The sequence below is a fragment of the Micromonospora sp. DT227 genome (assembly GCF_049841835.1).
Lineage (GTDB): Bacteria > Actinomycetota > Actinomycetes > Mycobacteriales > Micromonosporaceae > Micromonospora.
Genome location: NZ_JBNCLA010000023.1, coordinates 1 through 26,728, shown reverse-complemented (window position 1 = coordinate 26,728; position 26,728 = coordinate 1). Strand labels below are relative to the sequence as shown.

Below are 26,728 nucleotides of genomic sequence, written 5' to 3'. Positions count from 1 at the left end.
CGAAGAGTCACACCCACTGCTGCCAGCTATCAGCTCACCACCGCTGAACCGACCCCGCCATGCTCACAGTCAGCCGAGGCCGGAGAGGCGACGGCGAGGCTCGATGCCAGCATCGCCGTGGCGAGCGCCGTGGCGGCGGTGAGTCGTCGGACCGTGGACATGATTCTGCTCCTCGAATAGGTGGTGGTCGGCTGCCAGGTGTCCCAACTGTTCCGGAACACGGTTGGGGTCGAGTGAATTCAGGCGACACCGGCTGGGTCGCCGAGGCGCTCGTACGGCTGCGACACGGACCGGGCGTGCCGCTTCACCTCGTCGAGGCGGTCGAGCTGGCAGCCGGCGTCCAGCCGCGGGGGCCGGCGTTCGCCCTTCCGACCAGAACGCCGACGTCGACCGCACCATAGGAACAGATACTAATCAATATTCCGCTTGCGGCAATGTCTCGCCTGCGGCAGCCGGCGCGAGCAGGCTCTTCGTCGGGCGCCTCGGGTAGGCCGGCGACGGCGTCACGCGCGGTCACCGCCGCCTCGGTCGCCCGCCGGCCCGCGCGAGACACATCGACCGGCCTCAGGGCAACGAGTGCCACGTCGATCGGTACGGGCCATAGACCCGCAATGCCTCGTCCTGGATCCGGCACATCCCCACCGTGTCACCGAGCCAGCCCGGTCCAACGACTCCCGAGCACCCGCCGACGACCGCCCCCTGTCCGCGTACGCGAAAAAGGCCCCGACCCGATGGAACCACCAGGCTAGGGCCTTGCTCGTTGGTGCGCCGCCAGGGACTCGAACCCCGAACCCGCGGATTAAGAGTCCGCTGCTCTGCCAGTTGAGCTAGCGGCGCTCGCTGACAACGGGAAGAACCTTAGCATGCCCGCCGAGCGGGGTTCCAATCCGATACCGGGGTCCACCCTTCGGACGAGCTTAACCGGCAAAGATGCCGAAACCAGACAGCCGACCCAGTTCGGGGGCGGGCGTCATGGCGTCGATGGGGCACGATGTCCGCCAGGCACGCTACGACAGGGGTGGGCATGGGCAGGTTCGCGCGGGCCGGGGCGATGGTGGGCGTCCTGGTCCTCACGGCGTCGCTGGCACTGACCGGGTGCGGCGGCGGCGAGGAGAAGCCGGCTTTCGTGCCCGGCCAGCAGCAGGAGGTCGGCGGCGTCTCGTCCACCGCGCCGGATCCGACGAGCGCCCCGCCGAGCGACGCGGCCCCCGCCTCGTCGCCGCTGACGGTGAGCCCGGCCGACAGCGCGACCGGCCGGCCGGCCAGCACCGAGATCAGCGCGCGGGTCCCGGGCGGCGGCACGGTGTCGAAGGTCGTCCTGACCACCGCCGACGGCACGGCGGTCAACGGGCGGATGCGGCGTGACGGCTCCAGCTGGGTGCCGTCCACCCCGCTGAAGTACGCGACGAAGTACACCGCCACGGTCACCGGGACCGGCCCGGACGGCGCGACCCACCAGGGCACCAGCACGTTCACCACGATGGGCAAGCCGAAGTCCACCATCGGCTCCGGCCTCTACCTGTTCAGCGACAAGACGTACGGCGTGGCCATGCCGGTGGTCGCCGAGTTCTCGCCGGGCATCCCGAAGAAGGACCGGGCCGCGGTGCAGAAGCGCATGTTCGTGCAGACCGATCCGCCGCAGCCCGGCGCCTGGTACTGGGTGGCCAACGGCACCCAGGCCTACTACCGCGCCCCGGAGTACTGGAAGACCGGGACCACGCTCACCGTCCGGCTGGCGCTGGCCGGCATCCCGCTGAGCAACGGCCGCTACGGCAACGTCGACCGGAACGCCACCGCGAAGATCGGCCGCGCGTTCGAGATGACGGTGGACAACGCGACCAAGAAGATGACGGTCTCGGAGAACGGCGCGGTGATCCGGACGCTGCCGGTGAGCCTGGGCAAGAAGAGCACCCCGTCCTCCAGCGGCACCATGGTGGTGATGGAGAAGAAGGAGTCCACCGTCTTCGACACCCGCGACGAGCCGGACCCGAACAACCAGTACGTCACGAAGATCGACTTCGCCCAGCGGCTCACCTGGGGCGGTGAGTACATCCACGCCGCGCCCTGGTCGGAGGGGGTGCAGGGCCGCCGGAACGTGTCGCACGGCTGTGTGAACGTGTCGATGGCCGACGGTCGGTGGCTGTTCGGCAAGACGCTTGTCGGCGACCCGATCACGGTGAAGGGCACCGAACGGCGGCTGGTGCCCGGCAACGGCTGGACGGCATGGAGCCTGAGCTGGTCGGAGTTCGTCGCCGGCAGCGCCCTGCCGGTGCCGAAGGGCGGGCAGGGCGCACCGTTCTAAGCGGCGTACCGTTGTCGGACGCGGCCGCCTGCGGCGGCGCCGGGACTCGTCCCCAGCAACGAAGCGCCGGACGACGACAGAATCGTTACACCGTCACCGGGGTGTTCCGGTTCACTTCCGGCAACGAGTACCCGGTCCGACGCGTCTGACCAGAGACGATCGGGACCGCGCAGCACACTTGTGAGGGAATCATGCGAGCTGGCCAGGACGAACCGATCCGGGGCGGGAGCGCCCGCCGCGGCGGGCGCCGCGCATTCGCCGCGGCGGTGCTCGTCGCCACCATGACGTTGACGGCCTGCACCGGCGGCGGCGACAAGCCGTCGAGCTGGCAGGGCGGCGGTGACGGCGGCGAGAAGGCCCCGAAGGCGGCGGCCACCATCAGCGAGCCGGCCGCCGACGCCAAGGACGTCCCGGCCACCACCGCCATCACCTTCACCACGAAGGACGCGCAGGAGACCGCCGTCGAGCTGAAGGACGCCACCGGCAAGGCGGTCGAGGGCACCCTCGCCGCCGACGGCAAGAGCTGGGAGCCCGCCACCGCGCTGGACTACGCCCAGACGTACACCGCGACCGTGACGGCGACCGGCGACGACGGCAAGCCGGCGACCGCCACCAGCACGTTCACCGTGATGGCCAAGCCCGCCAAGCAGGTCCGGGTGACCAGCTTCCTCGGCGACAACCAGGTCGTCGGCGTGGGCATGCCGCTGATCGTGAAGTTCGGCCGGGCCATCGGCGAGGACTACCGCGACGACATGCAGCGCCGGATGACGGTGACCGCGCAGCCGGCCCAGGAGGGCATCTGGCGCTGGATCAGCCCGACCGAGGTGCACTACCGGCCCAAGACGTTCTGGAAGGCCAACAGCACGGTCTCCTACCAGGTGCGGGCCAACGGGCTGCCGCTGGGCGACGGCTGGTACGGCCGTTCCGACCTGACCGTCGACGTGAAGATCGGCCCCTCGTTCGTGATGACGGTGGACAACCGCACCAAGCGGATGACCGTCACCAAGGACGGCAAGGTCGTCAAGACGATCCTGGTGAGCCTCGGCAAGAAGAGCACCCCCTCGTCCAGCGGCACCATGGTGGTCATCGAGAAGCTCCGGCACACCGTCTTCGACACCATGGAGGAGCTGGGCCCGGAGGAGGGCTACCGCACCGAGATCGACTACGCGCAGCGGCTCACCTGGGGCGGCGAGTTCATCCACGCGGCCCCCTGGTCCGAGGGTGTGCAGGGACGCTCGAACGTCTCGCACGGGTGCGTCAACGTCTCGATGAAGGACGGCAACTGGCTGTTCGCCAACACCCGCCTGGGCGACCCGATCACGGTCAAGGGCACCGAGCGCAAGCTCCAGAACGGCAACGGTTGGACCGACTGGAACATGAGCTGGGACGAGTACGTCAAGGGCAGCGCCCTGCCGTACGAGCCGCCGGCCGCGCCGGGCGACGACGCCAGCCCGGACGCCGGGACGCCCAGCGCCGAGCCGACCGCCTGACCGGACCCCGCACACGACGAAGCCCCCTCCTTCGGGAGGGGGCTTCGTCGTAGGGGTGACTGATGGGAATTGAAACCGCCGTGGCATCTAGGTCACGGCGGTGACCACCGTTTCCCGTGCTAGATGCCTCGGATTGCGTTCGGCTGGGACGGGTTGCGTCGGGCTCACTGCTCCCAGTCTGCCCAGCCCGAACGCGGCAACGCCGCATCCAATGCCCTCTTCACTCGTTGGCGCGTCTGTGACCAACCGCGTCTGTTAGTGGATCTTCCGGGTAGGTAACCTCAAGAGGCAAGGAGCGTTTACCGAGTGTCACGCCCCAAGCACAGAGTTAAAGAACTTGAGGACGTTCTCCGCGAGGCTGAGCGCAAGAACTGGAGAGTTGACGGCGGGGGCAACAGGTACTTCAAGCTGTACTGCCCATGCCCTGAAAAGCACTGGAAGACCGTGAAGTGCACCCCCTCTGGTGCGAACTACCTAAAAGATCTCATTGGGCAGCTCAAACGAGCCACATGCTGGGAGAAGGGATGATCATGCAGCAGCATCGCATCGCGATCCAGATGACGCTCGAAAGTACGCCACACGGCACCGACGCGCAGTACGAGGAGTTCCTCGACGCCGTGCAGGAACACCTCGACAACCTGGACTGCGAGGTGCAGATGGCTGCCAGCCTGGCCGATCGCACCGTGGAGTTCGCCACGAGCATCGAAGCCGACGACTTCGAGAGCGCCGTCCACATCCTTCTGTCGCAGGTACGCGCCGCCCTGCACGCCGCGGAGTGCCACACGGACGACTGGCCGCAGTACGTGGCGACCGACCGCAGCGTCCGAGAGCTACACGCGGTCTGACCATCCAACGCAACGCAACGCCCCGCCCACCCGAAGGTGAGCGGGGTGTTGTTCGTGTGGCATTGGAGTTCCCCACCGAGGTGCCGGTGCTGCGAACGCTCCGGGGTGGCGGTCGCCGCCTCGGGTGCCGGTGGAGTGCCAGCTCAGGGTAAAGACGGGGCATCGGCATGAGGTGCGCTACCGCTGGCAGCCAGCCCGTACCGCCGCCCTCTACCTGCTGGCCTGCGACCTCATCGGCTGCCCCCGCAGCCGGCAGACCGTGGGGCGTTCCGCGTCGGCGTGGCCGTCGGCAGGATGCGCCGCCTGTGACTGCCCCCGCCGTACTCCCCGGATACGCGTCAGGGCCGGTGAAAACCGGCCCTGACCTGGGGTAACGCTTGGGGTGACTGATGGGAATTGAACCCACGACAACCGGGACCACAACCCGGTGCTCTGCCAACTGAGCTACAGCCACCATGCTCGCCGCTCCGGTCACCCGGGCGGTGCGCGGACCAATAATAGCCACACCCGGCCCCGCCCCGTCCACCGGGTTCCGACCCGGACGTCAGAGCTGGGCGGCGATCGCCTTCGCGGTCTCCACGTCCGGGCCGGGCAGCGGCACGAACAGGGTCCGCCGGTAGTACTCCAACTCCCGGATGCTCTCCCGGATGTCCGCCAGCGCGCGGTGGGCCAGGCCCTTCTGCGGCTGGCCGAAGTACACCCGCGGGTACCAGCGCCGGCACAGCTCCTTGATCGAGGAGACGTCGATCATGCGGTAGTGCAGGTGGGCGTCGAGCCGGGTCATGTCGCGGGCCAGGAAGCCCCGGTCGGTGGCGATCGAGTTGCCGCACAGCGGCGCGGTCCTCGGATCCTTCACGTGGCTGGTGACGTAGTCGAGCACCAGGTCCTCGGCCTCGGCGAGGGTGACCGTGGACCGGCGTACCTCCTCGGTGAGGCCGGACTTGGCGTGCATGGTGCGCACGATCTCCGGCATGCCCGCGAGCGCCGCGTCGTCGGCGTGGATCACCACGTCCACGCCGTCCCCGAGCACGTTGAGATCGGGGTCGGTGACGAGCGCGGCGACCTCGATCAGGGCGTCCCGGCCGAGGTCGAGCCCGGTCATCTCACAATCGATCCAGACGAGAAGATCAGCCACCGGGACAGACTACGCGCCGCCGACCCGCCCGCGCCTCGGCCCGGTCGGCCAGGTGGACCGCTAGGGTTTCCCCGTGCCAGCCGAACCCGTCGCCCCACCCGCCGTCACCCCGGACGACGCGGGCGGGCGTACGGCTCGGCGGGTGGTCACCGTGCTGGCGCTGGCGGCCATGCTGCCGGCGCTCTACCTGCCCGGCTTCGTGCACGACTACTTCGACCTGAAGATCTACATGCGGGCGATGGACTGGTGGGCGGCCGGGCACCCGCTCTACGACTACGTCCAGCCGGACCGGGTGCAGGGCGCGCTCTACTTCACCTATCCCCCGTTCGCGGCGCTGCTGCTGCGTCCGTTCGCGCTGCTGCCGCTGGGGGTCACCATCGCCGCGTTCACGGTGCTGACCGTGGCCGGCGTGGTGGTCACCACCCGCTGGCTGGTGACGCCGGTGCTGCGGCGGCACGGCCTGCCCCGCGTGTTCGGCCTGACCGTCGCCGTGCTGCTGGTGCTGGCGGTGGAGAGCACCCGGGAGACGATCACCTTCGGGCAGATCAACATGCTGCTGGTGGTGCTGATCCTGGCCGACCTGCTGTTCGCCGTACCCCAGGGGCGGCGCTGGGCCGGTGTGGGCGTGGGGCTGGCGGCGGCGCTCAAGCTGTTCCCCGGGATCTTCGTGCTCTATCTGCTGGCCGCCCGGCGGTGGCGGGCCGCGGCGGTGGCGGCGGCGACCGCGACGGCGGCCACGTTGCTGGCGGCGGCGGTCGCGCCGAACGACTCGTGGCGGTTCTGGACCCATGAGCTGTGGGCCACCGACCGGGTGGGCCGCACCGACTACACCGGCAACCAGTCCCTGTTCGGGCTGCTCAGCCGGATCACCGCGCCGGAGGAGCCGAGCCGGCTGCCGTGGCTGGTGCTCGCGCTGCTGGTCGCCGGCTACGGGCTGTGGCGGGCGGCGCGCGCGGCGCGGGCCGGGGACGCGCTGGCCGGGCTGACGCTGACCGGCCTGGTCGGCGGTCTGATCTCCCCGATCACCTGGACCCACCACCTGTACTGGTTCATTCCGGCGGTGGTGGTGCTGGTGGACGCCGCGCTGGACGCCGACCGGTCGACGGCGGCCGGGACCCGCCGGCGTCGTGGCCTGCTCGCGCTGGCCGTGGGCACCGGCGTGGTGATCGTGTACGGGGTGGTGACGTTCCAGGACTGGGGCGCCGGTCCGGCGCGTACCGACGACCCGGTCGACTTCGTCACGCGTAACGCGTATGTGCTGCTGAGCCTGCTGCTGCTGGCGGTGCTGCCGGTCCGCCGGCGGACCGCGACGGTCGTTGAACGGACAGACCTCGCAAACGGTGGCGTTCGGCGCTAATCTTGTCCCAACTACCTCTGTTTTCTCCCAGGTAGCACCGAATTCCCCCGGTGACGGTGGCCCTCCGCGTCGGCAGCGCGGAGGGCCACCTGCCGTCGCGCCGGGATCACCTGTCGTCCCGCCGGGCGACCGGCGGCCACGACCAGTCGCGGCCGGCCGGCAGGTCGGCCAGGCTGGCCGGGCGCCGGCTCGGCGCGGAGGAGATCGCCGCGCGGCTCCGCCCACCGGCGGCCGGGCCGACGGCGACCAGTTGCCGGTCCGGGCCGGACGCCCGGTCCGGTTGCCGGCCCAGCTCGCTCAGCGAGCTGATGCCGAGCCGCCCGGCCAGCACCGGGACCTGGTCCGGCTCGACCACGAAGACCACCTCACGGGGCCGGTGCGGGCGCAGCAGCAACAGCACCGCCAGGACCACCAGCAGCGTCCCGCCGGCCAGCAACGCCCACGCCACGCCCGGGAACCAGCCGGCCCGCACCTCGCCCCGCAGGCTCAGGTCGAGCCCGCCGGCGCCGTCGGCGCGCATCACCACCAGGCTCAACGACCGGTCGCCCAGCTCGGCGGGGCGCCACTGGAGCGAGCCGACGCCCTGGCGTACCCAGAAGGACTGACCGGCCGGGACGGCGGTGGCGACGCCGACGGTGGCCGGGTCGAGCCGGACCGGCAGCGGGCCCCGGGTCACCGCGACACGCCGCACGGTGCTGTGCGGGACGTCGGCCAGCCACCGGCGCACCTGGTCGGTCGGGGCGAGGCCGAGGAACACCGGACCACCGGCGTCCCGCGCGCCCAGCCGCAGCCGGACCTGCCCGGTGCGGGCCGCCGGCAGGTCGGCCCGGAGCAGCTCGTCCACGTCGGTCACCACGACCGCGCGGGCGGGCGTGCGGACCGGTTCGAAGCGGGCGGTGAAGCCGCCGGCCGGATCGGCGTGCCGGGCGGTGAGCCAGAGCCCGGCGCCCATCAGCAGCGCCGGAATTCCCAGGGCCAGCAGCAGCATGCCGGCGATCGTGCGTACGAAACGCATTCGCGTCGTCCCTCTCGGTAGCCAACTACCCGGCCGACCTTACCGACGACGCTCCGCCGATCGCCGGATATCCACCGCACCCGGCCCACCGACGGGCACCGGCCCGGCGAAAGTGATCCGCCGGGCCGGTGACCGTGCCGTGCTCAGGACTTCGCGGCGGGCTCCCGCCGGGTACGCGCGAACGCCAGCCCGCCCAGGACCAGGCCGGCCAGTCCGGCGACCAGCCCGGCCACCCCGAACGCGGTGGCCGCCCCGGAGTCCGCGTCGTCGTCATCGTCGTCGTCCGCCGCGACGGCCGGCGCGCTCGCGCCGGGGGACGCGGACGCCCCACCGGCGGCCAGCGCGAGCACCGGGGCCGGGTTCTCCGGCTCCTCCGCGCCCGGCGTGGGCTCCTCGATCCAGCGGGAGACGTTGCCGTCGGAGTACGTCTGGAGCACCTTGAACACCATGGTGTCGACCTGGGGCAGCGGCCCCATCGAGACCGGGAACTCCTGGAACTCGCCCGGCTTCACGCCACCGTTGGGCGCCGCCGTGAACGTGAGCTTGGAGACCGCCTCGGTGAGCTGGCTGCCGTGCACCTCGACCGGCGGGTCGACCTTGCGCTTCTCCACCGCCACCGTCCAGCCCGGCACCGGCATGGTGGAGACGGAACCGACAGGCGCGTTCGCCGGCAGGTTCACCTCGACCTTGACGGTCGACGCCGTGTCGCTCTCGTTCGGCACCCGGAACGCGAACCGGCCGTAGCCGCCCTGCGTCCCCTCCTTCGGGTTGATCGTGACGTGCGCCGAGGCCGACCCGGCCAGGCCGAGCACGGTCGCGGAGACGGCGGCGAGAGTCAGCGCGGCGGCGGTCGCGGAACGCCGGAGACGGATCATCAGAGGGAACCTTCCGTTACTTGATCGGCACGGTGGCGGTCACCGTGGCCTGGTCGATGTCGGACGTGCGGACGGTGATCCGGAGCTGCCAGTCGCCCCGGGCCGGCAGGCTGACCTCGCCGGTGGCGTGGTTGTCGCTCAGCGGCAGCAGCGGCACCGTGATCGGCTCGATCCCGGCCGACGGCAGCGCGGCGGTGACCTTCCACTCCTGCACCGCCTGCGGCCGGTTGTCGGTCGTGTAGGCGTAGAGGTGCAGCGAGTTGTTGCCGGTCCCGGCCGGGTCCAGCTCCACCTGGAGGGAATACTTCGGGCTGCTCAGCGTGGTCGAGAAGTAGTCGACCGAGCCGCCGGTCACGCCGGTGCCCGCGGTCCGCGCCGGGGTGGTCTGCACGAGGGTGGCGGACAGGCCGAGCACCACCGCGGTGATCGCCAGCTCGGCCACCACGGCCCGCCGCATCGCGCCCGGCCGGCCGGCGGCGACTCGCCGCCGCACCAACGCCCGGGAGTACGCGGCCACGCCGATCACCAGCGCGAACAGCGCGATCTTGGCGAGCAGCAGCCGGCCGTACGTGGTGTCGACGAGCGCCTTCGGGGTGGCCACCTCGATCAGCCCCTGCACGGTGCCGGCGAGCAGCAGCGCGGCCACCGCGAGCGCGGCCCAGCGGGACCAGATCGGCAGGATCGCGCCCAGTTCGCGCTCGTCGGCGCGGCGCAGCAGGAAGACCGCCAGCATCACCAGGCCACCCAGCCACACCGCCATGCCGCCCAGGTGCACGGCGTCGACCACCACGGAGACCGCCGGCGCGGGCGAGGCGGCGGCGTGGCCGGCGAGCGGCCAGGTGAACAACGCCGCCCCGCCCAGGACCGCCAGGATGATCCCGTCGGTGCGGCCGACCGGCCCGGCGAACAGCGGACGGAGCAGGAACGCCGCCGCCGCGAGCAGGCCCAGCCGGACCAGGTGGGTGGCGCCGTAGGCGCTGCCCAACACGTCGCCCAGGCCCGCCGAGGTGACGTCGAACAGGCCGCCGCCGTTCGTGTAGGGCACCTGGAGCCACAGCTCCGCCAGCGTGGCCACCGCCAGCACGCCGAGCCCGGCCCAGGCCAGCCGCGCCGGCCCCCGCCGGGACAGCCGGCGCGGCCAGAGCGCGGCCAGCACCAGCGCCGGGCCGACCAGCAGCAGCAGACCGACGTAGCCGACGTACTTCGCCACCTTGACCGCGTTCTCGGTCACCGGGTTCGCCCGGTTGTCCGAGCCGGTGTCGGTCGGCGGCTCGGACGGGGCGCCGACCGAGTAGGTGAACGCGCCGGAGACCGGGTGACTGTCCGCCGAGATGACCCGGTAGCTCACCAGGTAGGTGCCGCGTCCGCCGGACGGGTCCACCGGGATGCTGACCTCGGCGCCCCGGAACGTCGGCTCGCCCCGGTCGGCCCGCGAGCCGTCCGGGGCGATCACCCGCACCTTCCCGGGAACCTTGCGGACCCCCTCACTGAACGTGATCACCACCTGGGCGGGCGCCTCGGGCACCACCGCGGAGGCGGCGGGACTGCTGCTCACCAGCACCGCGTGGGCGCTGGCCGGGGTGGCCGGGGCGAGGAGCAGGGCGAGCAGGAGGAGCAGCAGCCCGGCGGCGGCCCCGGAGCGGGCGGCGACGGCCCCGGGCGGGCGGCGTACGGCAGCATTCATGACCGCCATGGTTCCCGAACCGCGCGGCATCCGGCGAGCCGACCTCCGGCGGGCACGCCGAGGCGCGCGGCCCGCGCGCTGGTCGGAGGTCATGCGGGGGTAGTCGGTGAGTGGGTGGGAAAAGTTCCCGGCGTGTGCCGGACCACGGAATGGGCCGAAGGACCCTGTCCGGCACAGGTACGCCGCGTAACCTCGTCTGACGTGATCCCCGCCCCGCGCGACACCGCCGCCGACCGCCTCCCGGCGGGGCCCGGGGCTGCGCGGGAGACGGTCACCGACTGGGCGCTGGCGGCCCGGCACGGCGACCCGGACGCGCGGGCCGCGTTCGTCCGGGCCACCCAGGCCGAGGTCTGGCGCTTCACCGCCGCCCTGGTCGACCCGGACAGCGCGGACGACCTGACCCAGGAGACCTACCTGCGGGCGTTGCGCGCGCTGCCCGGCTTCGAGGGCCGGTCCACCGCCCGCACCTGGCTGCTCGGCATCGCCCGACGGGCCTGCGCCGACCACCTGCGTACCCTGGTGCGCCGCCGCCGGCTCGACGAGCGGCTCGCCGCCCAGGCGGCCACCGACCGGCCGTACCCGGACCCGGCCGGCCAACTCGGCGCCACCGACCTGGTCCGCCGGCTGCCCGCCGAGCGACGCTCCGCGTTCGTGCTCACCCAACTGCTCGGCCTCTCCTACGCCGAGGCCGCCGACGTGGAGGGGGTGCCGGTGGGCACCATCCGTTCCCGGGTCGCCCGGGCCCGCGACGAACTGGTCGACGCCGTCGGCGACACGCGGGCCGGATAGCGGGAACCTTTCGTGACCGCCGGACGACGAATGACTGTGCACCCCTCCCCTGCCGCCGCGCGCTGGCCGGCGCTACGCCCCTGGCTGGGCGTCGCGGCCCGCCTCGGCCTGGCCGCCGTCTGGCTGGTCGCCGGCGGCGCCAAGGTCGGTGACCTGGCCGCCTCCGGCCGGGCCGTGAACGCCTACCAGGTGATGCCGTACGACGTGGCCACCGTGATCGGGGCGGCGCTGCCGTTCGTGGAGCTGGCCCTGGGCCTGCTGCTGCTCGCCGGGCTGGCCACCCGGGTGAGCGCCGGCGTCTCCGTGGCGCTGCTGGTGGTCTTCGTCACCGGCATCGCGTCGGCCTGGGCGCGCGGCCTGGCCATCGACTGCGGGTGCTTCGGCAGCGGCGGCCAGCTCGGCGCCGGGGAGACGCCGAGCTACCTCCCGGAGATCCTCCGGGACCTCGGGTTCCTGGCGCTGGCCGGGTTCCTGCTGATCTGGCCCCGCACCCCGTTCTCGGTGGACGGGTGGCTCGCGGGCGACACCGTGGAGGACGACGATGAGTAGCCGCAAGGGCCGCAAGGACGCCTCGCGCGTGGTACGCGAGCAGATCGCCCGGGAGAAGCGCCGCAAGCGCACGCTCTTCACCACCATCGCCGCGGTGCTGGTGCTGGTGATCGCCGGCGGCATCGGCTGGGCCGTCTACTCCTCGCAGAAGTCCGACGACTTCACCGCCCCGCCCGGCGCGAACGACGCCGGCACCGGCATCGTCTACGGTTCCGGCCCGGTCACCATCGACCTCTACGAGGACTACCTCTGCCCGGTCTGCAAGCAGTTCCAGCAGGTCAACGGCGAGACCATCAACCAGCTCGTCAGCGCGGGCAAGGCCAAGGTGGTCTTCCACCCGGTCGCGTTCCTGAACCGCTTCTCCACCACCGAGTACTCCACCCGCTCCTCGGCGGCCTCCGGCTGCGCCGCGAAGGGCGGCAAGTTCCGCGAGTTCACCGACCAGCTCTTCGCGAAGCAGCCGGCCGAGGGCAGCGCCGGGCTCAGCAACGACGAGCTGATCGACATCGGCGCGGGCGTCGGGCTGAACCGGGACGACTTCGGCTCCTGCGTGAACGACGGCACGTACACGGCGTGGACCGGGCACCTCACCGACGAGGCCAGCAGGTCCGGCGTCACCGGCACCCCCACCATCAAGGTCAACGGCACCGAGCTGGCGGACAAGAGCCCGGACGGCATCAAGGCGGCCGTGGCGGCGGCCGGCAAGTGATCCCCGCACCGCTGCGCCGGGCCGGGCTGCTGGTCGCCGCCGCGACCACCGCCCTGCTCGCGTCCGCCACGCCGGCCGCCGCGCACGGCGCGGACGCGCCGGACGGCACCGACTACCGGGCCACCGTCACCGGCGTCGGCCCGGAGCGGACCGGCCTGACCGCCCGGATGGTGGAGGCCGGCGCGCGGCTGGAGCTGACCAACCGCGGCGGCGCCGACGTCACCGTGCTCGGCTACTCCGGCGAGCCCTACCTGCGGATCGGTCCCGGCGGGGTCTTCGAGAACAGCCGCTCGCCGGCCACCTGGCTGAACCGCACCATCGCCGGGGAGACGCGGCTGCCGGCCGAGGCCGACCCGGCCGCCGCGCCGGCCTGGCGACGGATCGCCGACGGGCCGACCCACCGCTGGCACGACCAGCGCACGCTCTGGCGGTCCGACGGCCCACCCGCCGCCGTCGCCGCCGACCCGGGCCGCGTCCAGCGGGTCCGCGACTGGGTGGTGCCGCTGCGCGCCAGCGACACCCCGACCGAGGTACGCGGCACGCTGGACTGGGTGCCGCCGCCCGACCCGTACCCGTGGTGGGTGGCCGCCACGCTCGGTTTCCTGACGCTCGGCGCGGCCGGGCTGGTGCCCGGCGGCACGGCTGCCGGCGTCCGCGCGCTGCGCGCGGTGGGCGGACTGCTCGCCGTGGGGGGCGCGGCCACCGTGGCGCTCACCGTCGGCCGGGCGCTCGACACCGGCGCGCCCGGGGCCGGCGGTCTGCTCGCCGAACTGGTCACCGGCCAGGTGTGGACGCTGCTCACCGGCCTCGGCGCGCTGGCCGCCGGCGGGTACGCGCTGGCCCGCCGGCCGGCCGCCGACTTCACGCTGGCGCTCGCCGGCGCCTGCCTCACGCTGTTCGCCGGCGTGTCCAACCTCGCCGTGCTGGCCCGCTCGGTCCCCCCGGCCGCCGGCCCGCCCACGCTCATCCGGGTCCTGGTCACCGTGGCGCTGGCCACCGGCGCCGGCGCGGTAGCCGCCGGCTTGCTCCGCCTCCGCACCACCGCCCGCACCACCCGCACCACCCGCACCACCCCCCGCCCCACTCACCCCCACACAACCCCAATCCCCTAACCCGCCCAACCCCGCCCCGCCCCGCCCCGCCCCGCCCCGCCCCGCCCCGCCCCGCCCCGCCCCGCCCCGCCCCGGCGATCTTGCAGTTGCGGCCCCCGTGGTGCGGCTTCTGTCCTGTTTGCCAGGGCGGAAAGTGCAAGATCGCCGAGGGCTCGGGGGCCGAGGGGGGTTCGAGGAGGGGAGTCAGGGGCGGTGGAGGGGCGGGGTGAAGCCGTAGGGGAGTTCCAGGCGGTGTTTCGCCAGCAGCTCGGCGTCGGCCAGGAGGTCCTTGGTGGGGGCGTCGGCCACGATCCGGCCGCCGTCCAGGATCACCGCGCGGGGGCACAGCTCGGCCGCGTACGGCAGGTCGTGCGTGACCATCAGCAGCGTCACCGGCAGGGCGCGCAGGATCTCCGCCAGCTCCCGGCGGGCCGCCGGGTCGAGGTTCGACGACGGCTCGTCCAGCACCAGGATCTCCGGCCGCATCGCGAGCACGGTGGCCACCGCCACCCGCCGCCGCTGCCCGAACGACAGGTGGTGCGGTGCCCGGTCCCGGTGCTCGGTCATGCCCACCGCCGCCAGCGACTCGTCGACCCGTTCCGCCAGCTCGGCCCCGCGCAACCCCAGGTTGGCCGGGCCGAACGCGACATCCTCCGCCACCGTGGGCAGGAAGAGCTGGTCGTCCGGGTCCTGGAAGACGATGCCGACCCGGCGGCGCACCTCGGCCAGCGTGCCCCGGTCGCGGGAGACGGTCAGACCGCCCACCTCGACCGTGCCCTCGGTCGGCGTGAGGATGCCGTTGAGGTGCAGGACCAGCGTGGTCTTGCCGGCGCCGTTCGGCCCGAGCAGCGCCACCCGGTCGCCGCGCGGCACGGTCAGGTCCACCCCGTGCAGGGCGACGTGACCGTCCGGGTACGCGTACCGGACGCCACGGACGTCCAGGGAGGGCGGCGGCTGCACGTACCCGATCATTGCAGGACGAGCGCGGCGGCGGCGATGGAGGCCGCGATCACCGGGACCGTCGCGGCGACCGCCCACTGCCCGGCGGTGGCCGCGCCGGCCCCCTGCCACACCGCCGGCATCCGGCCGGTGTAGCCGCGCGAGACCATCGCCAGGTAGACCCGCTCGCCGCGCTCGAACGCGCGCAGGAACAGCGCGCCGACACCGGCCGCGAAGCCGCGCAACTGCCAGAGGAAGCGCGGGTCGTCGCCCCGGGACACCCGGGCCAGCCGCATCCGCCGAGCCTCGCCGACCAGCACCTCCAGGTAGCGCAGCATGAACGTGGCGATCTGGGTGAGGATCTGCGGGCAGCGCAGCCGGTCCAGGCCGAGGATCAGGTCCCGGGTCGTGGTGGTCGCGGCCAGCAGGAGCGACGCGAGTACGCCAAGCGTGCCCTTGGCCAGGATGTTGAACGCGCCGTGCAGCCCGTCGACGGAGAGGCTCAGCCCGGCCACCCCGACCCGCTCACCGGTGCCGAGGAACGGCAGCGCGAACGCGAACAGCACGAACGGCAGCTCGATCAGCGCCCGGCCGAGCAGCCAGCGCGGACCGACCCGGGCCAGCGCCGCCACGGCGACGACCAGCAGCGCGTACCCGCCGAACGCCCAGTACGCCTCCCGGGGCGTGGCCACCACCGCCACCGTGAACAGCACCATGGCGGTGATCTTCACCTCCGGCGGGAGGCGGTGCACCGGCGAGCCGGACTCGCGGTAGAGCACGTGCCCGTGCCCGGCGCCCATTCGTCGCTCCCCCGGCTCAGCGGGTGCCGGCGGGCTGCGTGGTGGTCCCACTGTCGCCGGTGGCCGGGCCGCTCGTCGGGCCGGTTGCCGGGTTGCGGCGGCGGGCCAGCCAGAACAGGCCGCCGCCGAGCGCGAACGTGAGCAGCACGCCGAGCACGCCGGACAGGCCGGTGGAGAGGAAGTCGTTGCCGATCCCCCGGACGCCGTAGTCGGCCAGTGGGCTGTCCGCCAACTCGTGGTCCTTCGCCTGCTGGGCCGGGCAGCTACCGCCGGTGATCTCGTCGTCGGCGTTCACCGTGCAGCCCTTGAGCAGCGACGAGTCCAGCCCGTCCGGGTGGGACGAGGCGTAGTTGCTGACCACGCCGGCCAGCAGCAGGGCGACCAGCAGGCCGCCGAGGAGGAACGGCCAGGAACGCTTGCTCATCGGGCACCTCCGGCGACCGGGACGGCGGGAACCGGGACGGCCGGCTTCTTCAGGGCGCGCAACGCGTACACCAGGTCGGGGCGGACCTTGGCGACGGTGACCACCGTGGTCGCGGTGATCAGGCCCTCGCCGATGCCGATCAGCAGGTGGGCGAAGGCCATCGTGCCGGCCAGCCCGCCGAGATTGCCGCCGAGGTCGGTGGTGCCGCCCAGCCAGTACTGGAGCACGAAGCCCTGGGACGCGACCACGACGCTGACCAGCGCGGACACGAACGCGGTGACCGCCAGCCCGGCCGGGGTGCGCGGCAGCACCCGCAGCAGCAGCGCGATCAGCAGGTACGCGGCGGCGGTGCCCAGGATCGCCATGTTGGTGATGTTGAGGCCGAGCATGGCCACCCCGCCGTCCCCGAACACCAGGGCCTGCACGACCAGCACCACGGCGACGCAGAGCGCGCCCACCCACGGGCCGACCAGCAGCGCGGCGAGCGCGCCGCCGAGCAGGTGACCGCTCACCCCGGCGGTGAAGATCGGGAAGTTGAGCATCTGCACGGCGAAGATGAACGCGGCCACCAGGCCGGCCATCGGCGCCAGCCGGTCGTCGAGGTCGGCCCGGCCGCGCAGCACGCAGAACGTGAGCGCGGCGAGCGCGAAGGCCGCGAAGATCGCGGCGACGGGACCGTCGATGATCCCGTTGGAGATGTGCATCGCCAGGGTTTCCACGGGCAGAGCCTATTTCCCGGGAGACGTTGTTGCCAATCCCTTGCAACAAGCCATGGTGATGATCACCATCCGGCCGCGCGTCGCCGCCCGCCTCCGGCCCGCGCGCGGCGGTATCGTTCCCGCCATGACCGACCGCCTGAACCCCGGCGACCCCGCCCCCGACTTCGCGCTCCCCACCGACGACGGCGGGACGCTCTCCCTGGCCGACCTGCGTGGTCGCAAGGTCATCCTGTACGCGTACCCGGCCGCCATGACGCCCGGCTGCACGAAGCAGGCGTGCGACTTCCGCGACTCGCTCGCCTCGTTGCAGTCCGCCGGCTACCAGGTGGTCGGCATCTCCCCGGACAAGCCGGCGAAGCTGGCGAAGTTCCGCGAGCGGGACGCGATCACGTTCCCGCTGGTCGCCGACGAGGACAAGGCGGTGCTGACCGCGTACGGAGCGTACGGCGAGAAGCAGTCGTACGGGCGCACCGTCACCGGCGTGATCCGCTCCACGTTCGTCATCGACGCCGACGGCAAGATCGAGCGGGCGCTCTACAACGTCAAGGCCACCGGGCACGTCGCCAAGCTGCGCCGCGACCTCGGTCTCGACTGACGCTGTCGGAGGCCGCCGTTACCGTCTGCGGGTGGTCCGCTACCGGTACTCCCCCGAGCTGCTGGCCGCGACCGCCGCGCGGGCGCACAGCGTCACCGAGGTCATGCGGCTGCTCGGGGTGCGGATCAGCGGCGGGTCGCACGCGCACATCAGCCGGCAGCTCAAGCGCTTCGGCATCAACACCTCACACTTCACCGGGCAGGCCCACAACAAGGGCGGGCGTGGTGCCCGCCTGCCGCCGACGGCGCTGCTCACGAACCGCCCGGAGGGCAGCCGCAGGGTCGCCGGCCATCGACTCAAGCGGGCGCTCCGCGCGATCGGCCTGCCGGAGGAGTGCGAGGCGTGCGGGATCGGTGCCACCTGGCAGGGTGCGCCGCTCACGCTGCACGTCGACCACATCAACGGCGACTTCCTGGACAACCGTCCACGCAACCTGCGGCTGCTCTGCCCGAACTGCCACAGCCAGACCGCCACGTACGCCGGCAACCGTAGGCCGGCCGTGCCGGCGCCGGACGTGGTCTACGATCCGGAGGCTGTGACACCGACCGGCTTCCCGATCGGCAGACGCCTGCGGCGTCGGCCAGAATGGCCGTGGAGGACGACGGTGTTCACCGTGAAGGGGCCGTAGCCCAACGGCAGAGGCATGCGGTTTAGGTCCGCACCAGTGCGGGTTCGAGTCCCGCCGGCCCTACCACCCGGTCACCGGTGCCGTTCGGCGCCGGCGGCTGTCGGGAAGGTCACGAACGCAGGTCCGGGCCGCGTCGTCACGCGCAGGATGGCGGCGTGGACCTGCGTTTCGTGCTCGACCCCGACCTGACCCCCGAGCTGCGCGAACGGCTCGTCGCCCTCTGGGTGGAGGCGACCAACGCCGGCGGCGCGGTCGGCTTCGTCGCCCCGGTGAGCGCCGCCGAGGTGCGCCCGGTCGCCGAGTCGACGCTCGCCGACGTCGCCGACGGACCGGACCGGCTGCTCGCCGGCTACCAGGGTGACCGGCTCGTCGCCGTCCTGGTCATCAGCGACAACCGCTTCCACCTCAAGACACACTGGCGGGTGCTCAAGCGCGTCATGGTGCACCCCGACACCCAGGGACGCGGGTACGGGGCGGCGCTGATGCGCGAGGCCGAACGGGTGGCCCGCTCGCTGGGTGTGACGGCGCTGCACGTGACGGTCCGCGACGGGCTCGGCCTGGACCGCTTCTACCGCCGCCTCGGCTACCGCGAGGTCGGCCGTCTCCCCGCCGCCCTACGCCTGTCCCCCACCGACTCCCGGGACGAGATCCTCATGTGGCAAGACCTCCCCCTCCCCTGACCCCACCCACCACAAGCCCCCGAGAAGGGCGCTGATTCACGGAAAGCGTGGTCATTCCGGCCCGGATGGCCACGCTTTCCGTGAATCAGGGGGCACGGGGTGGGGGTGAGGGGGTGGGGGGTGGGGGTGGGTCAGGTGCAGGTGGGGGCGGCGGCCTCGCGGAGGGGCGTCAGCGGGGGCGGGGTGGTCGGGAGTGGCGTGGCGGGGGACGACGTGGGCGGGGGTGGGGAGGCGGGACGGCTGGGGGTCGGGGTCGGGCGGGGCGACGACGGCGAGCGGGACGGCTTCGCGCTACGGGCGGTGGACGCGGTGCCGCCGCCGTACATCCGGGTGGTGCTGCGCTGCACCTGACCGGGGAGCATCCGGATGCCGATGGCGGTGGCCCGGTGGCCGGACACGTCGGTGACCCGGATCGCGTACGGGCCGGGGCCGGCGCCGGACGGGATCAGCCAGTAGTTGTAGTCCTCGCGCGCCGCCGCGCGCCACGAGCCGTTCTGCCGGACCTCCACCGAGCGCAGCGGGTTGCCGTGGTCGCCGACCAGGACGGCGAACCACCACTGCGACGCGCCCTCCTTGAGGCGGAACGTGAGCGGGCCGGGCAGCGGCGGGTCGACCACGGCCCGGTAGCGGACCTGCACCACGCCCTGCACCGGGTCGGCGATCCGGGCGAACGCCTCGGCGGAGAGGTCGAGGTGGCCGGGGGCGCACTCCGGGCACTGGTCCATGACGAGCACCCGGACGGTGCCGCGCGGGCCGGTGACGTCGAGGAAGCCGCCGCAGGACGCGCCGGCCGCGTACTCGCTCGGGCCGAGCGCGACGTAGAGCCGGTTGGCGGGCGCGGCGGGTCGGGAGCAGTTGCCGCCGGCGCCCTTCGAGTCGTAGAACGTGGCCTTGCCGGTGCGCGTGACGCCACCGGCCGGCGGGGCGGCCAACGGGAGGGCCGCGTGAGCGGGGACGGCGGCCGACGGGAGGGCCGCGCGGGGTGGGGCGGCGCAGGCGGGGGCCGCGCCGCCGCGTACCGCGAGGGTCACCGCGACCACGGCGGCGAGGGTGGCCAGGCCGGCGGCGGCGAGCCGGCGGCGGGCCCGGGCCGGGGTACGGCGACGACCGGTCCGGGCGGGCGGGCGCCCGTCGCCGGTGGACGTGGAGGTGGAGGGGTGGGGCGCGCTGCCGTCGGTCACGCCGGTCGATGCTGCCGGACCGGGTGGCCGCCGGACAAGCGGGCTAAGCGAAAGCTAAGGCCGGTGCGCGCGGGCGACCGAGGCGAGACCGGCCAGCTCGTCGGTGAGCTCCGGGCGCTGCCGCAGCGCGTCCTCCAGGCGGACCCGCCAGAGGCCGGTCTCGACCGGCAGGCGGGCGTCGCCGGCCCAGCGGACCCGGTTGCGGCTCTCGACGAGGGCGTCCCCGGCGGCGGGCCCGAACAGGTCGCCGAGTTCGTGGTGGAGCCAGCCGAACAGCGCGTCGTCCCGGAGCGCGTCGCCGATCACCCGGGCCGTGTCCCACGCCACCCGCGGCTGGTGGATCACCTGCATGTCGACTCCTCGGTCCGATCCGGTCGTTTCGGCCATCATCGATCCCGCGCGGTTCGGCCGCAAGGCCCGCGCCGGGCGGGCGGGCCGACCGGCGGGCGGCGTCGTCCGTCCGGACGAGGTCATCCTGGCGGAGGTGTTCCGGGCCGGCCGTCGAGGTCGGCCGCGACGTTGCTCCAAGGCGACGACCCGGCCGTGATCGGGGCGCACGTCACCGCCGCCAACCTGCCCGGTGGCCGGCCAGCGCCTCGGCCAGGTCCGTGTGCCAGTTTCCGGGCGGTGGCAGTTTCGCGGCGGCCCACCGGTCGTGGGCCAGCACGCTGTAGCGGGGGCGGGGCGCCGGGCGCGGAACGCGGTCGCCGGTGGTCGGGCGGACCCGCGCCGGGTCCAGGCCGGACAGTGCGAACACCGCGCGGGCGAGGCCGTACCAGGTCGTCTCACCGGACGCGGTGCCGTGGTAGACGCCCGGCGCGGCGTCGCCGGCCAGCGCCGCTTCGGCGAGCGCGACGAGCCGCTCGGCGAGCCGGTACGACCAGGTCGGTTGCCCGTGCTGGTCGGCCACCACGTCGAGCCGGTCGCGGTCGGCGGCCAGCCGCAGCACGGTGGTGACGAAGTTGTGCCCGTGGGCGCCGTAGAGCCAGGCGGTCCGCACCACGTACCCGCGCTCGGGCAGCAGCCGGGCCACTGCCCGCTCCCCGGCGAGCTTGCTCCGCCCGTACGCGTTGACCGGGCCGGTCGGCGCGTCCTCCGGGTACGGCCGGGTGGCGTCGCCGCCGAACACGTAGTCGGTGGAGACGTGCACGAGTCGGGCGCCGGTGGCGGCGCAGGCCCGGGCCAGGTGCCCGACCGCGTCGCCGTTGACGGCGGTGGCGTCGCGTTCCCGGGTCTGGGCGCCGTCCACATCGGTCCACGCGGCGGCGTTGAGCACCACGTCGTGCCCGGCGACCGCGTCCCGTACCGCGTCCGGGTCGGTGATGTCGAGGTCGGCGCGGGTGGCGGCGGTGACGGACCGGTCGGGGCGGGCGCGCAGCACGGTCACCAGGTCGCGGCCGAGCATGCCGCCGGCGCCGGTGACCAGCAGCCGGGTCACCGGTGCGCCGCCTTCAGCGGCTCCCACCAGGCCCGGTTCTCCCGGTACCAGCGCACGGTGTCGGCCAGGCCCCGGTCGAGGTCGATGCGCGGGGCGTACCCCAGCTCGTTCTGGATCTTGGTGATGTCGAGCGAGTAGCGGCGGTCGTGGCCCTTGCGGTCGCCGACCGGCACCACCCGGTCCCAGCCGGCGTCGCAGGCCGCCAGCAGTCGGCCGGTCAGCTCGCGGTTGGTCAGTTCGGTGCCGCCGCCGATGTGGTAGACCTCGCCGGCGCGGCCCTTCTCCTGCACCAGCGCGATGCCCCGGCAGTGGTCGTGCACGTGCAGCCAGTCCCGGACGTTGCCGCCGTCGCCGTAGAGCGGCACGGTGCCGCCGTCGAGCAGGTTGGTGACGAAGAGCGGGACGATCTTCTCCGGGAACTGGTACGGCCCGTAGTTGTTGGCGCAGCGGGTCACCACCACGTCGAGGCCGTGGGTGCGGTGGTAGGCCAACGCCAGCAGGTCGGCGCCGGCCTTCGAGGCCGAGTACGGGGAGTTCGGCGCCAACGGCCACTCCTCGGTCCAGGAGCCGACGTCGATCGAGCCGTACACCTCGTCGGTGGAGACGTGCACGAAGCGGCGGGTGCCGTGGCGCAGCGCGGCGTCGAGCAGCGTCTGGGTGCCGAGCACGTTCGTGGTGACGAACGTGGCCGCGCCGGTGATGGACCGGTCCACGTGCGACTCGGCGGCGAAGTGGACGATCACGTCGTGGCCTCCGACCACGTCGTCGACGAGGGCCGCGTCGCAGATGTCGCCGGGCACGAAGCGCAGGCGGGGATCGTCGCTTACCGGGTCGAGGTTGGCCGGGTTGCCGGAGTAGGTGAGCTTGTCCAGCACGGTCACCGCGGCGGGCACCGGGTCCGGCGTCCACGCGCCGTCGTCGCCGGGCCGCCCGAGCAGCATCCGCGCGTACTCCGAGCCGATGAAGCCGGCGCCGCCGGTGACGAGGATCCTCACGGATCGTGGAGTTTACGCGACGGTACGCTCCGCGGGTGCGCGGAATCCTTCTCGCCGGTGGCACCGGATCCCGGCTCTGGCCGATCACACGGGCCGTTTCCAAGCAGCTCATGCCGGTGTTCGACAAGCCGATGGTCTACTACCCGCTGTCCACGCTGGTGATGGCCGGGGTGCGGGAGATCCTGGTGATCACGACACCGGAGGACCGCCCGCAGTTCGAGCGGCTGCTCGGCGACGGCGGCCAGTGGGGGCTGCGGCTGACGTACGCCGAGCAGGCCCGGCCGGAGGGCATCGCGCAGGCGTTCCTGATCGGCGCGGACTTCATCGGTGACGAGTCGGTCGCGCTGGTCCTGGGCGACAACATCTTCCACGGCGTCGGTCTCGGCCGGCAGCTCGCGCAGCACGGCGACCCGGCCGGCGGGCGGGTCTTCGCGTATCCGGTCGCCAACCCGGAGGCGTACGGCGTGGTCGAGTTCGACGCGGCCGGCCGGGTGCTGTCGATCGAGGAGAAGCCGGCCCGGCCCCGCTCCCGGTACGTGGTGCCCGGCCTCTACTTCTACGACAATCGGGTGGTCGACATCGCCCGCAAGCTGACGCCCAGCGCCCGGGGCGAGTTGGAGATCACGGCGGTGAACGAGACCTACCGCGGGTGGGGCGAGCTGTCCGTGACGGTGCTCGACCGGGGCACCGCCTGGCTGGACACCGGCACGTTCACCTCGCTGATGCAGGCCGCCGAGTTCGTCCGGGTGATCGAGGAGCGCCAGGGCATGAAGATCGGCTGTGTCGAGGAGGTGGTCTGGCGGTCCGGGCTGATCGACGACGAGCGGCTGCGGGCGCTGGCCCACCCGCTGACCCGCAGCGGTTACGGCGACTACCTGCTGGGCCTGCTGGCCGAGCGGCCGGGCGGCGTCGGGAGCGGCTCGTGAGGATCCGGCCGCTGGGCATCGAGGGGGCCTGGGAGGTCACGCCGCAGCAGCACGGCGACCCGCGCGGGCGTTTCCTGGAGTGGTACCGCCACGACCGGCTCGCCGAGGCGGTGGGGCATCCGTTGCGGCTGGCCCAGGCCAACCTCTCGGTCTCCGCGCGGGACGTGGTGCGCGGCATCCACTTCGCCGACGTCCCGCCCGGCCAGGCGAAGTACCTGACCTGCGTCCGGGGGGCGGTGCTGGACGTGGTGGTGGACGTGCGGGTCGGCTCGCCGACCTTCGGCCGGTGGGAGGCGGTACGCCTGGACGACACCGAGCGGCGGGCCGTCTACCTCGCCGAGGGGCTCGGGCACGGCGTCTGCGCGCTGACCGACGACGCCACGATCAGCTATCTCTGCTCCGCCACGTACCGGCCGGCGGCCGAGCACACCGTGCACCCGCTCGACCCGGCCCTCGCCATCGACTGGCCGACCGCGACGCCGCTGCTGTCCGCGCGGGACGCGGCCGCGCCGAGCCTGGCCGAGGCGCGGGCGGCGGGTCGGCTGCCCGACTACGACGCCTGCCGGTCCTTCACCGCCGGGCTGGACACCCGCCCGTCGCCCTGAGCCGGCGCACCGTCGGCGGCGCGCAGCGGCCAGCGGTCCGGCTCCGGCCGGCGCGGCGGGACGGCCGGCAAGACGTGGAGCGCCGCGCTGCTCAAGCGCGCCGACGAGCGGGCCGCCACCGCGGTGGCCCTGACCACCATGGGCAGGTCGCGCAGCGCGTCCCAGTTGCCGCCGAGCCCGGCCCCACACGGCGTCTCCACGTAGGGCGCGGCGACGCTGTCCTCCCGGCCCCACCAGATGCCGCCGACCGGCGAGCAGCCCGGCGCCGCCGGCCAGCACCGCGGCCATGACCACGCCGCCGATCCAGAGGCCGGTCCGGTTACGCGGCGGACGCGGGACCGGGGCGATCCGGGGACCGCCGGTGGCCACCAGCGGATCCGGGGCGGCGGCCTGGGCCGGGACGGCCGGCACCGGCATGCCGGGCGAGACCGGTACGCCGGTGCCGGCGCGCCGGAGACCGGCTGCGGCGGCGCCATGGCCCAGGGCTGCGGCGTCCACGGCAACTGCGGTGGGGCGGAGACGGGCTGCGGTGGCGCGGAGACCGGCGGGAGGGCGGCGGCCGTGCGCTGCCAGTCCATGCCCAGGGGCCGGAACAGCCGCTCGGTGGCGACCTCCCCGTCGGACGGGTACACCACCCAGGGCTGGCCGGCGTCGAAGTCGGCGTTGACGTACCGGTGGCCGTCGGGCGTCTGCGCCAGCACGTCAGCCGCGTTGGTGAACGCCTCCCGCCACCGCTGGTCGTCGGCGGCGGCGCCGTCGAGCGTCGCCACGGTCACCGGCCGGTCCTGCCCGTCCAGCGCCGCCCAGGCCCGACCGACCTGGCACTCCCCCAGCACCTCGGTGAACCTGTACGATTGCCGGCCCGGCCGCCCGCGCGGCTCACCCCCGAGAGCTCAGCCCGAGCGTTTCCGGGAATGTCGCCACCTGGTAGAGGTCGCGGATGTGCGCTTCCGCCGCCCGCAGGGCCTCCGGCAGGCGAAGCCCCGTCGAGGATCTGCGGTAGAGGACGTGCGAGCCGGGACCCCGTTCGGCCATCGGCTGGTCGAGGTGGGCCTCGATGGACGATGTGACGTCACACGACGACGAGGTGAACGTGAGGGTCAGTCGGATGGAGATCTCATTGCTGAGGAAGGGGCGCAGCGAGATCGGCATCCGGATCGTCTTGCGGATGTCCGCCTGCTGCGCCCCGTCCTGCTCGGCTCTGAGGACGAGGTGGGGGTAGAGCTCGCTGTCCGGCCCGAAGTCGTAGTCGAGCTTGACGCCGGTCGCGAAGTCGCCCAACTCCCGGTCGCAACGGGCGAGCGACGCCACGACGTCACTGGCCACCGCCTCGGGTGCCGCGTACCTCTCGACCACGAAGATCAGACCCCCACCTCGTCAGAGCGTCAGAACGCCTTGATGGTCTTCACCACCCAGGCACCCTTGTGGCCCTGGTAGCCCTTGTCGATGCGCTTGAGGACGAGCGTGACCGTGTAGGCGTCCTTCGGCTCGGCCTCGCCGATCTTCGCGACCCGGCCAACAGGGTAGCTGAACCGCTTGGTGTATTCGATCTCCGCGCCGACCTGCGCCTTCGACGCCCACCGATTGATCTTGTCGAGGTTGTCGGCCACGACGGCGTCCACGGTCTGCTGGTAGGTGTCTCCCTTGAGAGTGGACGCCACACCCTTTGCCTTCGGGTCCGTGTCGGCGCGCGTCTTGATCTCGGCGTCGGTCTTTCCGACGTGGTCCCGGGGATGGGCGTCCCCGATGCCGTGATCCAGATCGATCTTTCCGCAGTTGTGGGCAAGCACCGGGACGTCACCGGCGTAGACGTAGTAGGTGTGCAGGTCCGCGACGTTGAGGTTGTAGACCGTGGTCCGCTCGGTACGGGTCTCCACCCTCTCGACCTCGACCCGGCGCCCGGCGGCGGTGAGCAGCGACTGGCCCCGCCTGAGTTCCCCGGCCTTGGTCCAGACCTTGGCGTCGGCGTTCCAGAACGGGTGGTTCCAGGTGGCCGTGAGCGTCTCGGTCTCGGTCCCCCGGTCGCCGTCGACGTCGACGGTGACCTTCGCCAACACCTTGACACCCGTGCCCGTGATGGTCTCGACCACCCGTCCGGTCGCCGAGACGCCCACGAGCGGGTTCGCCGACCGGACCTCGTCGCCGACGCGCAACCGCTCGATGGCCTTACGGCTGCCGTCGGCGAGCAGCACCTTGGTGCCGGGTGCGAAGCTGTTCGGCACGTTGTCGCACTTCTTGGCGAGTTCGTCGAACACCCGCCACGCGTCGCGGAACTTGTCCCCGAGCCGGCCCATGTTGATCCCGGCCGGCACCCAACCGCCGATCGGGATCGCGCTGAGTCCGGAGAGCACGCCGCCCACCCAGTCGCCCCGGGCGAAGGAGATGCCGGCGTCCACCCCGTCGCAGGCCTCGCCGTAGGCCGGCACGAGACCGCACACCATGAGGACGAGCTGCACGACGTCGAGGATCAGGTCGGGGTTGTCCTTGACGAACTCCTTGATGTCGTCGACCATCTCGCAGCCGGGACCGGTGTTCAGCCCGGCGGTGGTGCACTTGGTGGGCCGGACGAGTGCGTCGGCGAAGTCGACGTAGACCTTCGCGCACTCCGCGGTGAGCTGCGACGGCTGCACCATGCAGCTCCAGGTCCGGTGCTGGTCCAGCGCCGTACCGTCCCCGTTCCAGGCGCTGCCCGGCGCGGTGTTCCGCTGGGCGGCCTCCCACTCCTTCAGCTTGGTGTTGTAGATCTGCTCCGCTTCTCGGGCCGCCTGGTTCGCGGCGGCAGCGTCGGCGCCAGCCTGTTTTGCCGACTGCCGGGCTTCCTTGGCTGCCTGCGCGGCCCCCGCGGCGTCCTGGCGGGCCCGCTTCGCTGCCGCGCCCGCCGTGGCGGCGGACTGGGCGGCCTGGTTGGCGCTGGCCTGGGCGGAGTTCGCCGCGTTCCGCGCCGTCGTGGCGGACTG

30 protein-coding genes and 3 tRNA genes are annotated in these 26,728 nt (G+C 73.1%); 16 read left to right on the top strand and 17 right to left on the bottom strand.

Features of this window, described 5'->3' with window-relative positions; translation table 11 throughout:
• Nucleotides 1–180, top strand: a 180-nt coding sequence (locus tag ACLQ2W_RS33510; protein WP_425791861.1) for a hypothetical protein, incomplete at its 5' end; no start/stop codon positions are given.
• 581 nt (nucleotides 181–761) lie between these two features.
• On the opposite strand, the gene ACLQ2W_RS33505 is transcribed toward ACLQ2W_RS33510, so the two are convergent.
• Nucleotides 762–837, bottom strand: a tRNA-Lys gene (locus ACLQ2W_RS33505).
• A gap of 187 nt (nucleotides 838–1,024) precedes the next feature.
• On the opposite strand from ACLQ2W_RS33505, the gene ACLQ2W_RS33500 reads away from it, so the two are divergent.
• The 4 genes from ACLQ2W_RS33500 to ACLQ2W_RS33485 all read left to right on the top strand — a co-directional run bounded on the left by ACLQ2W_RS33500 (nucleotide 1,025) and on the right by ACLQ2W_RS33485 (nucleotide 4,637).
• On the top strand, nucleotides 1,025–2,302 hold the full coding sequence (locus tag ACLQ2W_RS33500; protein WP_425791859.1) for an Ig-like domain-containing protein: 1,278 nt from the start codon (nucleotides 1,025–1,027) through the stop codon (nucleotides 2,300–2,302).
• A 191-nt stretch (nucleotides 2,303–2,493) separates the two neighbouring features.
• Nucleotides 2,494–3,792, top strand: coding sequence for an Ig-like domain-containing protein (locus tag ACLQ2W_RS33495; RefSeq protein WP_425791857.1), 1,299 nt, complete (start codon nucleotides 2,494–2,496; stop codon nucleotides 3,790–3,792).
• A 306-nt stretch (nucleotides 3,793–4,098) separates the two neighbouring features.
• Nucleotides 4,099–4,320 carry a hypothetical protein gene (locus ACLQ2W_RS33490; RefSeq protein WP_425791855.1) on the top strand — a complete coding sequence of 74 codons (222 nt, stop codon included), beginning with the start codon at nucleotides 4,099–4,101 and terminating at the stop codon, nucleotides 4,318–4,320.
• Between the two features lie 2 nt (nucleotides 4,321–4,322).
• The gene (locus tag ACLQ2W_RS33485) at nucleotides 4,323–4,637 is read left to right on the top strand and encodes a hypothetical protein (RefSeq protein ID WP_405092710.1); all 315 of its coding nucleotides are present in this window, start codon (nucleotides 4,323–4,325) and stop codon (nucleotides 4,635–4,637) included.
• A 378-nt stretch (nucleotides 4,638–5,015) separates the two neighbouring features.
• Here ACLQ2W_RS33485 and ACLQ2W_RS33480 read toward each other — a convergent pair.
• Nucleotides 5,016–5,091 (bottom strand) — tRNA-His (locus tag ACLQ2W_RS33480).
• Between the two features lie 90 nt (nucleotides 5,092–5,181).
• Nucleotides 5,182–5,772 carry an oligoribonuclease gene (gene orn, locus ACLQ2W_RS33475; RefSeq protein ID WP_281936007.1) on the bottom strand — a complete coding sequence of 197 codons (591 nt, stop codon included), beginning with the start codon at nucleotides 5,770–5,772 and terminating at the stop codon, nucleotides 5,182–5,184.
• Nucleotides 5,773–5,845: 73 nt separating this feature from the next.
• Between orn and ACLQ2W_RS33470 the strand changes: the two genes are divergently transcribed.
• Nucleotides 5,846–7,129 carry a glycosyltransferase 87 family protein gene (locus ACLQ2W_RS33470; protein ID WP_425791852.1) on the top strand — a complete coding sequence of 428 codons (1,284 nt, stop codon included), beginning with the start codon at nucleotides 5,846–5,848 and terminating at the stop codon, nucleotides 7,127–7,129.
• 106 nt (nucleotides 7,130–7,235) lie between these two features.
• On the opposite strand, the gene ACLQ2W_RS33465 is transcribed toward ACLQ2W_RS33470, so the two are convergent.
• The 3 genes from ACLQ2W_RS33465 to ACLQ2W_RS33455 all read right to left on the bottom strand — a co-directional run bounded on the left by ACLQ2W_RS33465 (nucleotide 7,236) and on the right by ACLQ2W_RS33455 (nucleotide 10,703).
• Complete coding sequence (locus tag ACLQ2W_RS33465) at nucleotides 7,236–8,144, bottom strand: hypothetical protein (RefSeq protein WP_425791850.1); 909 nt, start codon at nucleotides 8,142–8,144, stop codon at nucleotides 7,236–7,238.
• Between the two features lie 143 nt (nucleotides 8,145–8,287).
• Complete coding sequence (locus ACLQ2W_RS33460; protein WP_405092707.1) at nucleotides 8,288–9,019, bottom strand: YcnI family protein; 732 nt, start codon at nucleotides 9,017–9,019, stop codon at nucleotides 8,288–8,290.
• 16 nt (nucleotides 9,020–9,035) lie between these two features.
• Nucleotides 9,036–10,703, bottom strand: a complete 1,668-nt coding sequence (locus ACLQ2W_RS33455) for a copper resistance CopC/CopD family protein (protein WP_425791848.1) — start codon at nucleotides 10,701–10,703, stop codon at nucleotides 9,036–9,038.
• Between the two features lie 201 nt (nucleotides 10,704–10,904).
• Between ACLQ2W_RS33455 and ACLQ2W_RS33450 the strand changes: the two genes are divergently transcribed.
• From ACLQ2W_RS33450 to ACLQ2W_RS33435, 4 genes are read left to right on the top strand one after another with little or no spacing between them, the layout of a single operon-like run.
• On the top strand, nucleotides 10,905–11,492 hold the full coding sequence (locus ACLQ2W_RS33450; protein WP_405092705.1) for a sigma-70 family RNA polymerase sigma factor: 588 nt from the start codon (nucleotides 10,905–10,907) through the stop codon (nucleotides 11,490–11,492).
• 30 nt (nucleotides 11,493–11,522) lie between these two features.
• Nucleotides 11,523–12,041: a MauE/DoxX family redox-associated membrane protein gene (locus ACLQ2W_RS33445; RefSeq protein ID WP_425791846.1), complete on the top strand. Its 519-nt coding sequence runs from the start codon at nucleotides 11,523–11,525 to the stop codon at nucleotides 12,039–12,041.
• Complete coding sequence (locus tag ACLQ2W_RS33440; protein ID WP_425791844.1) at nucleotides 12,034–12,750, top strand: DsbA family protein; 717 nt, start codon at nucleotides 12,034–12,036, stop codon at nucleotides 12,748–12,750. Before ACLQ2W_RS33445 ends, ACLQ2W_RS33440 begins: the two co-directional genes overlap by 8 nt.
• A complete protein-coding gene (locus tag ACLQ2W_RS33435) occupies nucleotides 12,747–13,862 on the top strand; it encodes a hypothetical protein (protein ID WP_425791842.1) in 1,116 nt (371 codons plus the stop codon). Before ACLQ2W_RS33440 ends, ACLQ2W_RS33435 begins: the two co-directional genes overlap by 4 nt.
• A gap of 183 nt (nucleotides 13,863–14,045) precedes the next feature.
• Here ACLQ2W_RS33435 and ACLQ2W_RS33430 read toward each other — a convergent pair whose 3' ends face one another.
• Genes ACLQ2W_RS33430 through ACLQ2W_RS33415 form a run of 4 tightly spaced genes read right to left on the bottom strand, consistent with a single transcriptional unit; the run spans nucleotide 14,046 to nucleotide 16,723 of the window.
• Entirely contained in the window at nucleotides 14,046–14,813 is a 768-nt protein-coding gene (locus ACLQ2W_RS33430) for an energy-coupling factor ABC transporter ATP-binding protein (RefSeq protein ID WP_425791840.1), read from the bottom strand.
• Nucleotides 14,810–15,580 carry a cobalt ECF transporter T component CbiQ gene (cbiQ, locus tag ACLQ2W_RS33425; protein ID WP_396776277.1) on the bottom strand — a complete coding sequence of 257 codons (771 nt, stop codon included), beginning with the start codon at nucleotides 15,578–15,580 and terminating at the stop codon, nucleotides 14,810–14,812. Before cbiQ ends, ACLQ2W_RS33430 begins: the two co-directional genes overlap by 4 nt.
• Before the next feature lie 16 nt (nucleotides 15,581–15,596).
• Entirely contained in the window at nucleotides 15,597–16,004 is a 408-nt protein-coding gene (locus tag ACLQ2W_RS33420; protein ID WP_425791838.1) for a PDGLE domain-containing protein, read from the bottom strand.
• Entirely contained in the window at nucleotides 16,001–16,723 is a 723-nt protein-coding gene (locus ACLQ2W_RS33415) for an energy-coupling factor ABC transporter permease (RefSeq protein WP_425791836.1), read from the bottom strand. The genes ACLQ2W_RS33420 and ACLQ2W_RS33415 overlap by 4 nt, the downstream gene beginning before the upstream one ends.
• Nucleotides 16,724–16,847: 124 nt before the next feature.
• Here ACLQ2W_RS33415 and bcp point away from each other — a divergent pair, with 124 nt between their 5' ends.
• The 4 genes from bcp (at nucleotide 16,848) to ACLQ2W_RS33395 (ending at nucleotide 18,626) form a co-directional block, all read left to right on the top strand.
• Entirely contained in the window at nucleotides 16,848–17,318 is a 471-nt protein-coding gene (bcp, locus tag ACLQ2W_RS33410; protein WP_107162775.1) for a thioredoxin-dependent thiol peroxidase, read from the top strand.
• Nucleotides 17,319–17,349: 31 nt separating this feature from the next.
• Nucleotides 17,350–17,946 carry an HNH endonuclease gene (locus ACLQ2W_RS33405; RefSeq protein ID WP_425791833.1) on the top strand — a complete coding sequence of 199 codons (597 nt, stop codon included), beginning with the start codon at nucleotides 17,350–17,352 and terminating at the stop codon, nucleotides 17,944–17,946.
• Nucleotides 17,937–18,012 (top strand) — tRNA-Leu (locus ACLQ2W_RS33400). Before ACLQ2W_RS33405 ends, ACLQ2W_RS33400 begins: the two co-directional genes overlap by 10 nt.
• Nucleotides 18,013–18,101: 89 nt before the next feature.
• Entirely contained in the window at nucleotides 18,102–18,626 is a 525-nt protein-coding gene (locus ACLQ2W_RS33395) for a GNAT family N-acetyltransferase (protein WP_405092698.1), read from the top strand.
• A 131-nt stretch (nucleotides 18,627–18,757) separates the two neighbouring features.
• On the opposite strand, the gene ACLQ2W_RS33390 is transcribed toward ACLQ2W_RS33395, so the two are convergent.
• The 4 genes from ACLQ2W_RS33390 to rfbB all read right to left on the bottom strand — a co-directional run bounded on the left by ACLQ2W_RS33390 (nucleotide 18,758) and on the right by rfbB (nucleotide 22,240).
• A complete protein-coding gene (locus ACLQ2W_RS33390) occupies nucleotides 18,758–19,807 on the bottom strand; it encodes an expansin EXLX1 family cellulose-binding protein (RefSeq protein ID WP_425791831.1) in 1,050 nt (349 codons plus the stop codon).
• Nucleotides 19,808–19,861: 54 nt separating this feature from the next.
• Nucleotides 19,862–20,158, bottom strand: a complete 297-nt coding sequence (locus ACLQ2W_RS33385) for a hypothetical protein (protein ID WP_425791829.1) — start codon at nucleotides 20,156–20,158, stop codon at nucleotides 19,862–19,864.
• Between the two features lie 208 nt (nucleotides 20,159–20,366).
• Entirely contained in the window at nucleotides 20,367–21,245 is an 879-nt protein-coding gene (rfbD, locus tag ACLQ2W_RS33380) for a dTDP-4-dehydrorhamnose reductase (protein ID WP_425791827.1), read from the bottom strand.
• The gene (rfbB, locus tag ACLQ2W_RS33375) at nucleotides 21,242–22,240 is read right to left on the bottom strand and encodes a dTDP-glucose 4,6-dehydratase (protein WP_425791825.1); all 999 of its coding nucleotides are present in this window, start codon (nucleotides 22,238–22,240) and stop codon (nucleotides 21,242–21,244) included. Before rfbB ends, rfbD begins: the two co-directional genes overlap by 4 nt.
• Before the next feature lie 35 nt (nucleotides 22,241–22,275).
• Here rfbB and rfbA point away from each other — a divergent pair, with 35 nt between their 5' ends.
• Nucleotides 22,276–23,166 carry a glucose-1-phosphate thymidylyltransferase RfbA gene (gene rfbA / locus ACLQ2W_RS33370; RefSeq protein WP_425791823.1) on the top strand — a complete coding sequence of 297 codons (891 nt, stop codon included), beginning with the start codon at nucleotides 22,276–22,278 and terminating at the stop codon, nucleotides 23,164–23,166.
• Complete coding sequence (locus ACLQ2W_RS33365; protein WP_425791821.1) at nucleotides 23,163–23,771, top strand: dTDP-4-dehydrorhamnose 3,5-epimerase family protein; 609 nt, start codon at nucleotides 23,163–23,165, stop codon at nucleotides 23,769–23,771. The genes rfbA and ACLQ2W_RS33365 overlap by 4 nt, the downstream gene beginning before the upstream one ends.
• On the opposite strand, the gene ACLQ2W_RS33360 is transcribed toward ACLQ2W_RS33365, so the two are convergent.
• The 3 genes from ACLQ2W_RS33360 to ACLQ2W_RS33350 all read right to left on the bottom strand — a co-directional run.
• Nucleotides 23,717–24,607: a hypothetical protein gene (locus tag ACLQ2W_RS33360; protein ID WP_425791819.1), complete on the bottom strand. Its 891-nt coding sequence runs from the start codon at nucleotides 24,605–24,607 to the stop codon at nucleotides 23,717–23,719. The genes ACLQ2W_RS33365 and ACLQ2W_RS33360 overlap by 55 nt on opposite strands.
• Nucleotides 24,608–24,650: 43 nt before the next feature.
• Nucleotides 24,651–25,097, bottom strand: a complete 447-nt coding sequence (locus tag ACLQ2W_RS33355) for a hypothetical protein (protein ID WP_425791817.1) — start codon at nucleotides 25,095–25,097, stop codon at nucleotides 24,651–24,653.
• Nucleotides 25,098–25,156: 59 nt separating this feature from the next.
• On the bottom strand, nucleotides 25,157–26,728 hold a 1,572-nt coding region (locus ACLQ2W_RS33350), incomplete at its 5' end, for a polymorphic toxin-type HINT domain-containing protein (protein WP_425791815.1).

What these genes read in the sequence shown, in the direction of transcription:
- ACLQ2W_RS33500 (WP_425791859.1), top strand. Translation starts at nt 1,025, where the DNA reads ATGGGCAGGTTCGCGCGGGCCGGGGCGATGGTGGGCGTCCTGGTCCTC.
- ACLQ2W_RS33495 (WP_425791857.1), top strand. Translation starts at nt 2,494, where the DNA reads ATGCGAGCTGGCCAGGACGAACCGATCCGGGGCGGGAGCGCCCGCCGC.
- ACLQ2W_RS33485 (WP_405092710.1), top strand. Translation starts at nt 4,323, where the DNA reads ATGCAGCAGCATCGCATCGCGATCCAGATGACGCTCGAAAGTACGCCA.
- ACLQ2W_RS33465 (WP_425791850.1), bottom strand. Translation starts at nt 8,144, where the DNA reads ATGCGTTTCGTACGCACGATCGCCGGCATGCTGCTGCTGGCCCTGGGA.
- ACLQ2W_RS33460 (WP_405092707.1), bottom strand. Translation starts at nt 9,019, where the DNA reads ATGATCCGTCTCCGGCGTTCCGCGACCGCCGCCGCGCTGACTCTCGCC.
- ACLQ2W_RS33455 (WP_425791848.1), bottom strand. Translation starts at nt 10,703, where the DNA reads ATGAATGCTGCCGTACGCCGCCCGCCCGGGGCCGTCGCCGCCCGCTCC.
- ACLQ2W_RS33445 (WP_425791846.1), top strand. Translation starts at nt 11,523, where the DNA reads ATGACTGTGCACCCCTCCCCTGCCGCCGCGCGCTGGCCGGCGCTACGC.
- ACLQ2W_RS33440 (WP_425791844.1), top strand. Translation starts at nt 12,034, where the DNA reads ATGAGTAGCCGCAAGGGCCGCAAGGACGCCTCGCGCGTGGTACGCGAG.
- ACLQ2W_RS33430 (WP_425791840.1), bottom strand. Translation starts at nt 14,813, where the DNA reads ATGATCGGGTACGTGCAGCCGCCGCCCTCCCTGGACGTCCGTGGCGTC.
- cbiQ (WP_396776277.1), bottom strand. Translation starts at nt 15,580, where the DNA reads ATGGGCGCCGGGCACGGGCACGTGCTCTACCGCGAGTCCGGCTCGCCG.
- ACLQ2W_RS33420 (WP_425791838.1), bottom strand. Translation starts at nt 16,004, where the DNA reads ATGAGCAAGCGTTCCTGGCCGTTCCTCCTCGGCGGCCTGCTGGTCGCC.
- bcp (WP_107162775.1), top strand. Translation starts at nt 16,848, where the DNA reads ATGACCGACCGCCTGAACCCCGGCGACCCCGCCCCCGACTTCGCGCTC.
- ACLQ2W_RS33385 (WP_425791829.1), bottom strand. Translation starts at nt 20,158, where the DNA reads ATGCAGGTGATCCACCAGCCGCGGGTGGCGTGGGACACGGCCCGGGTG.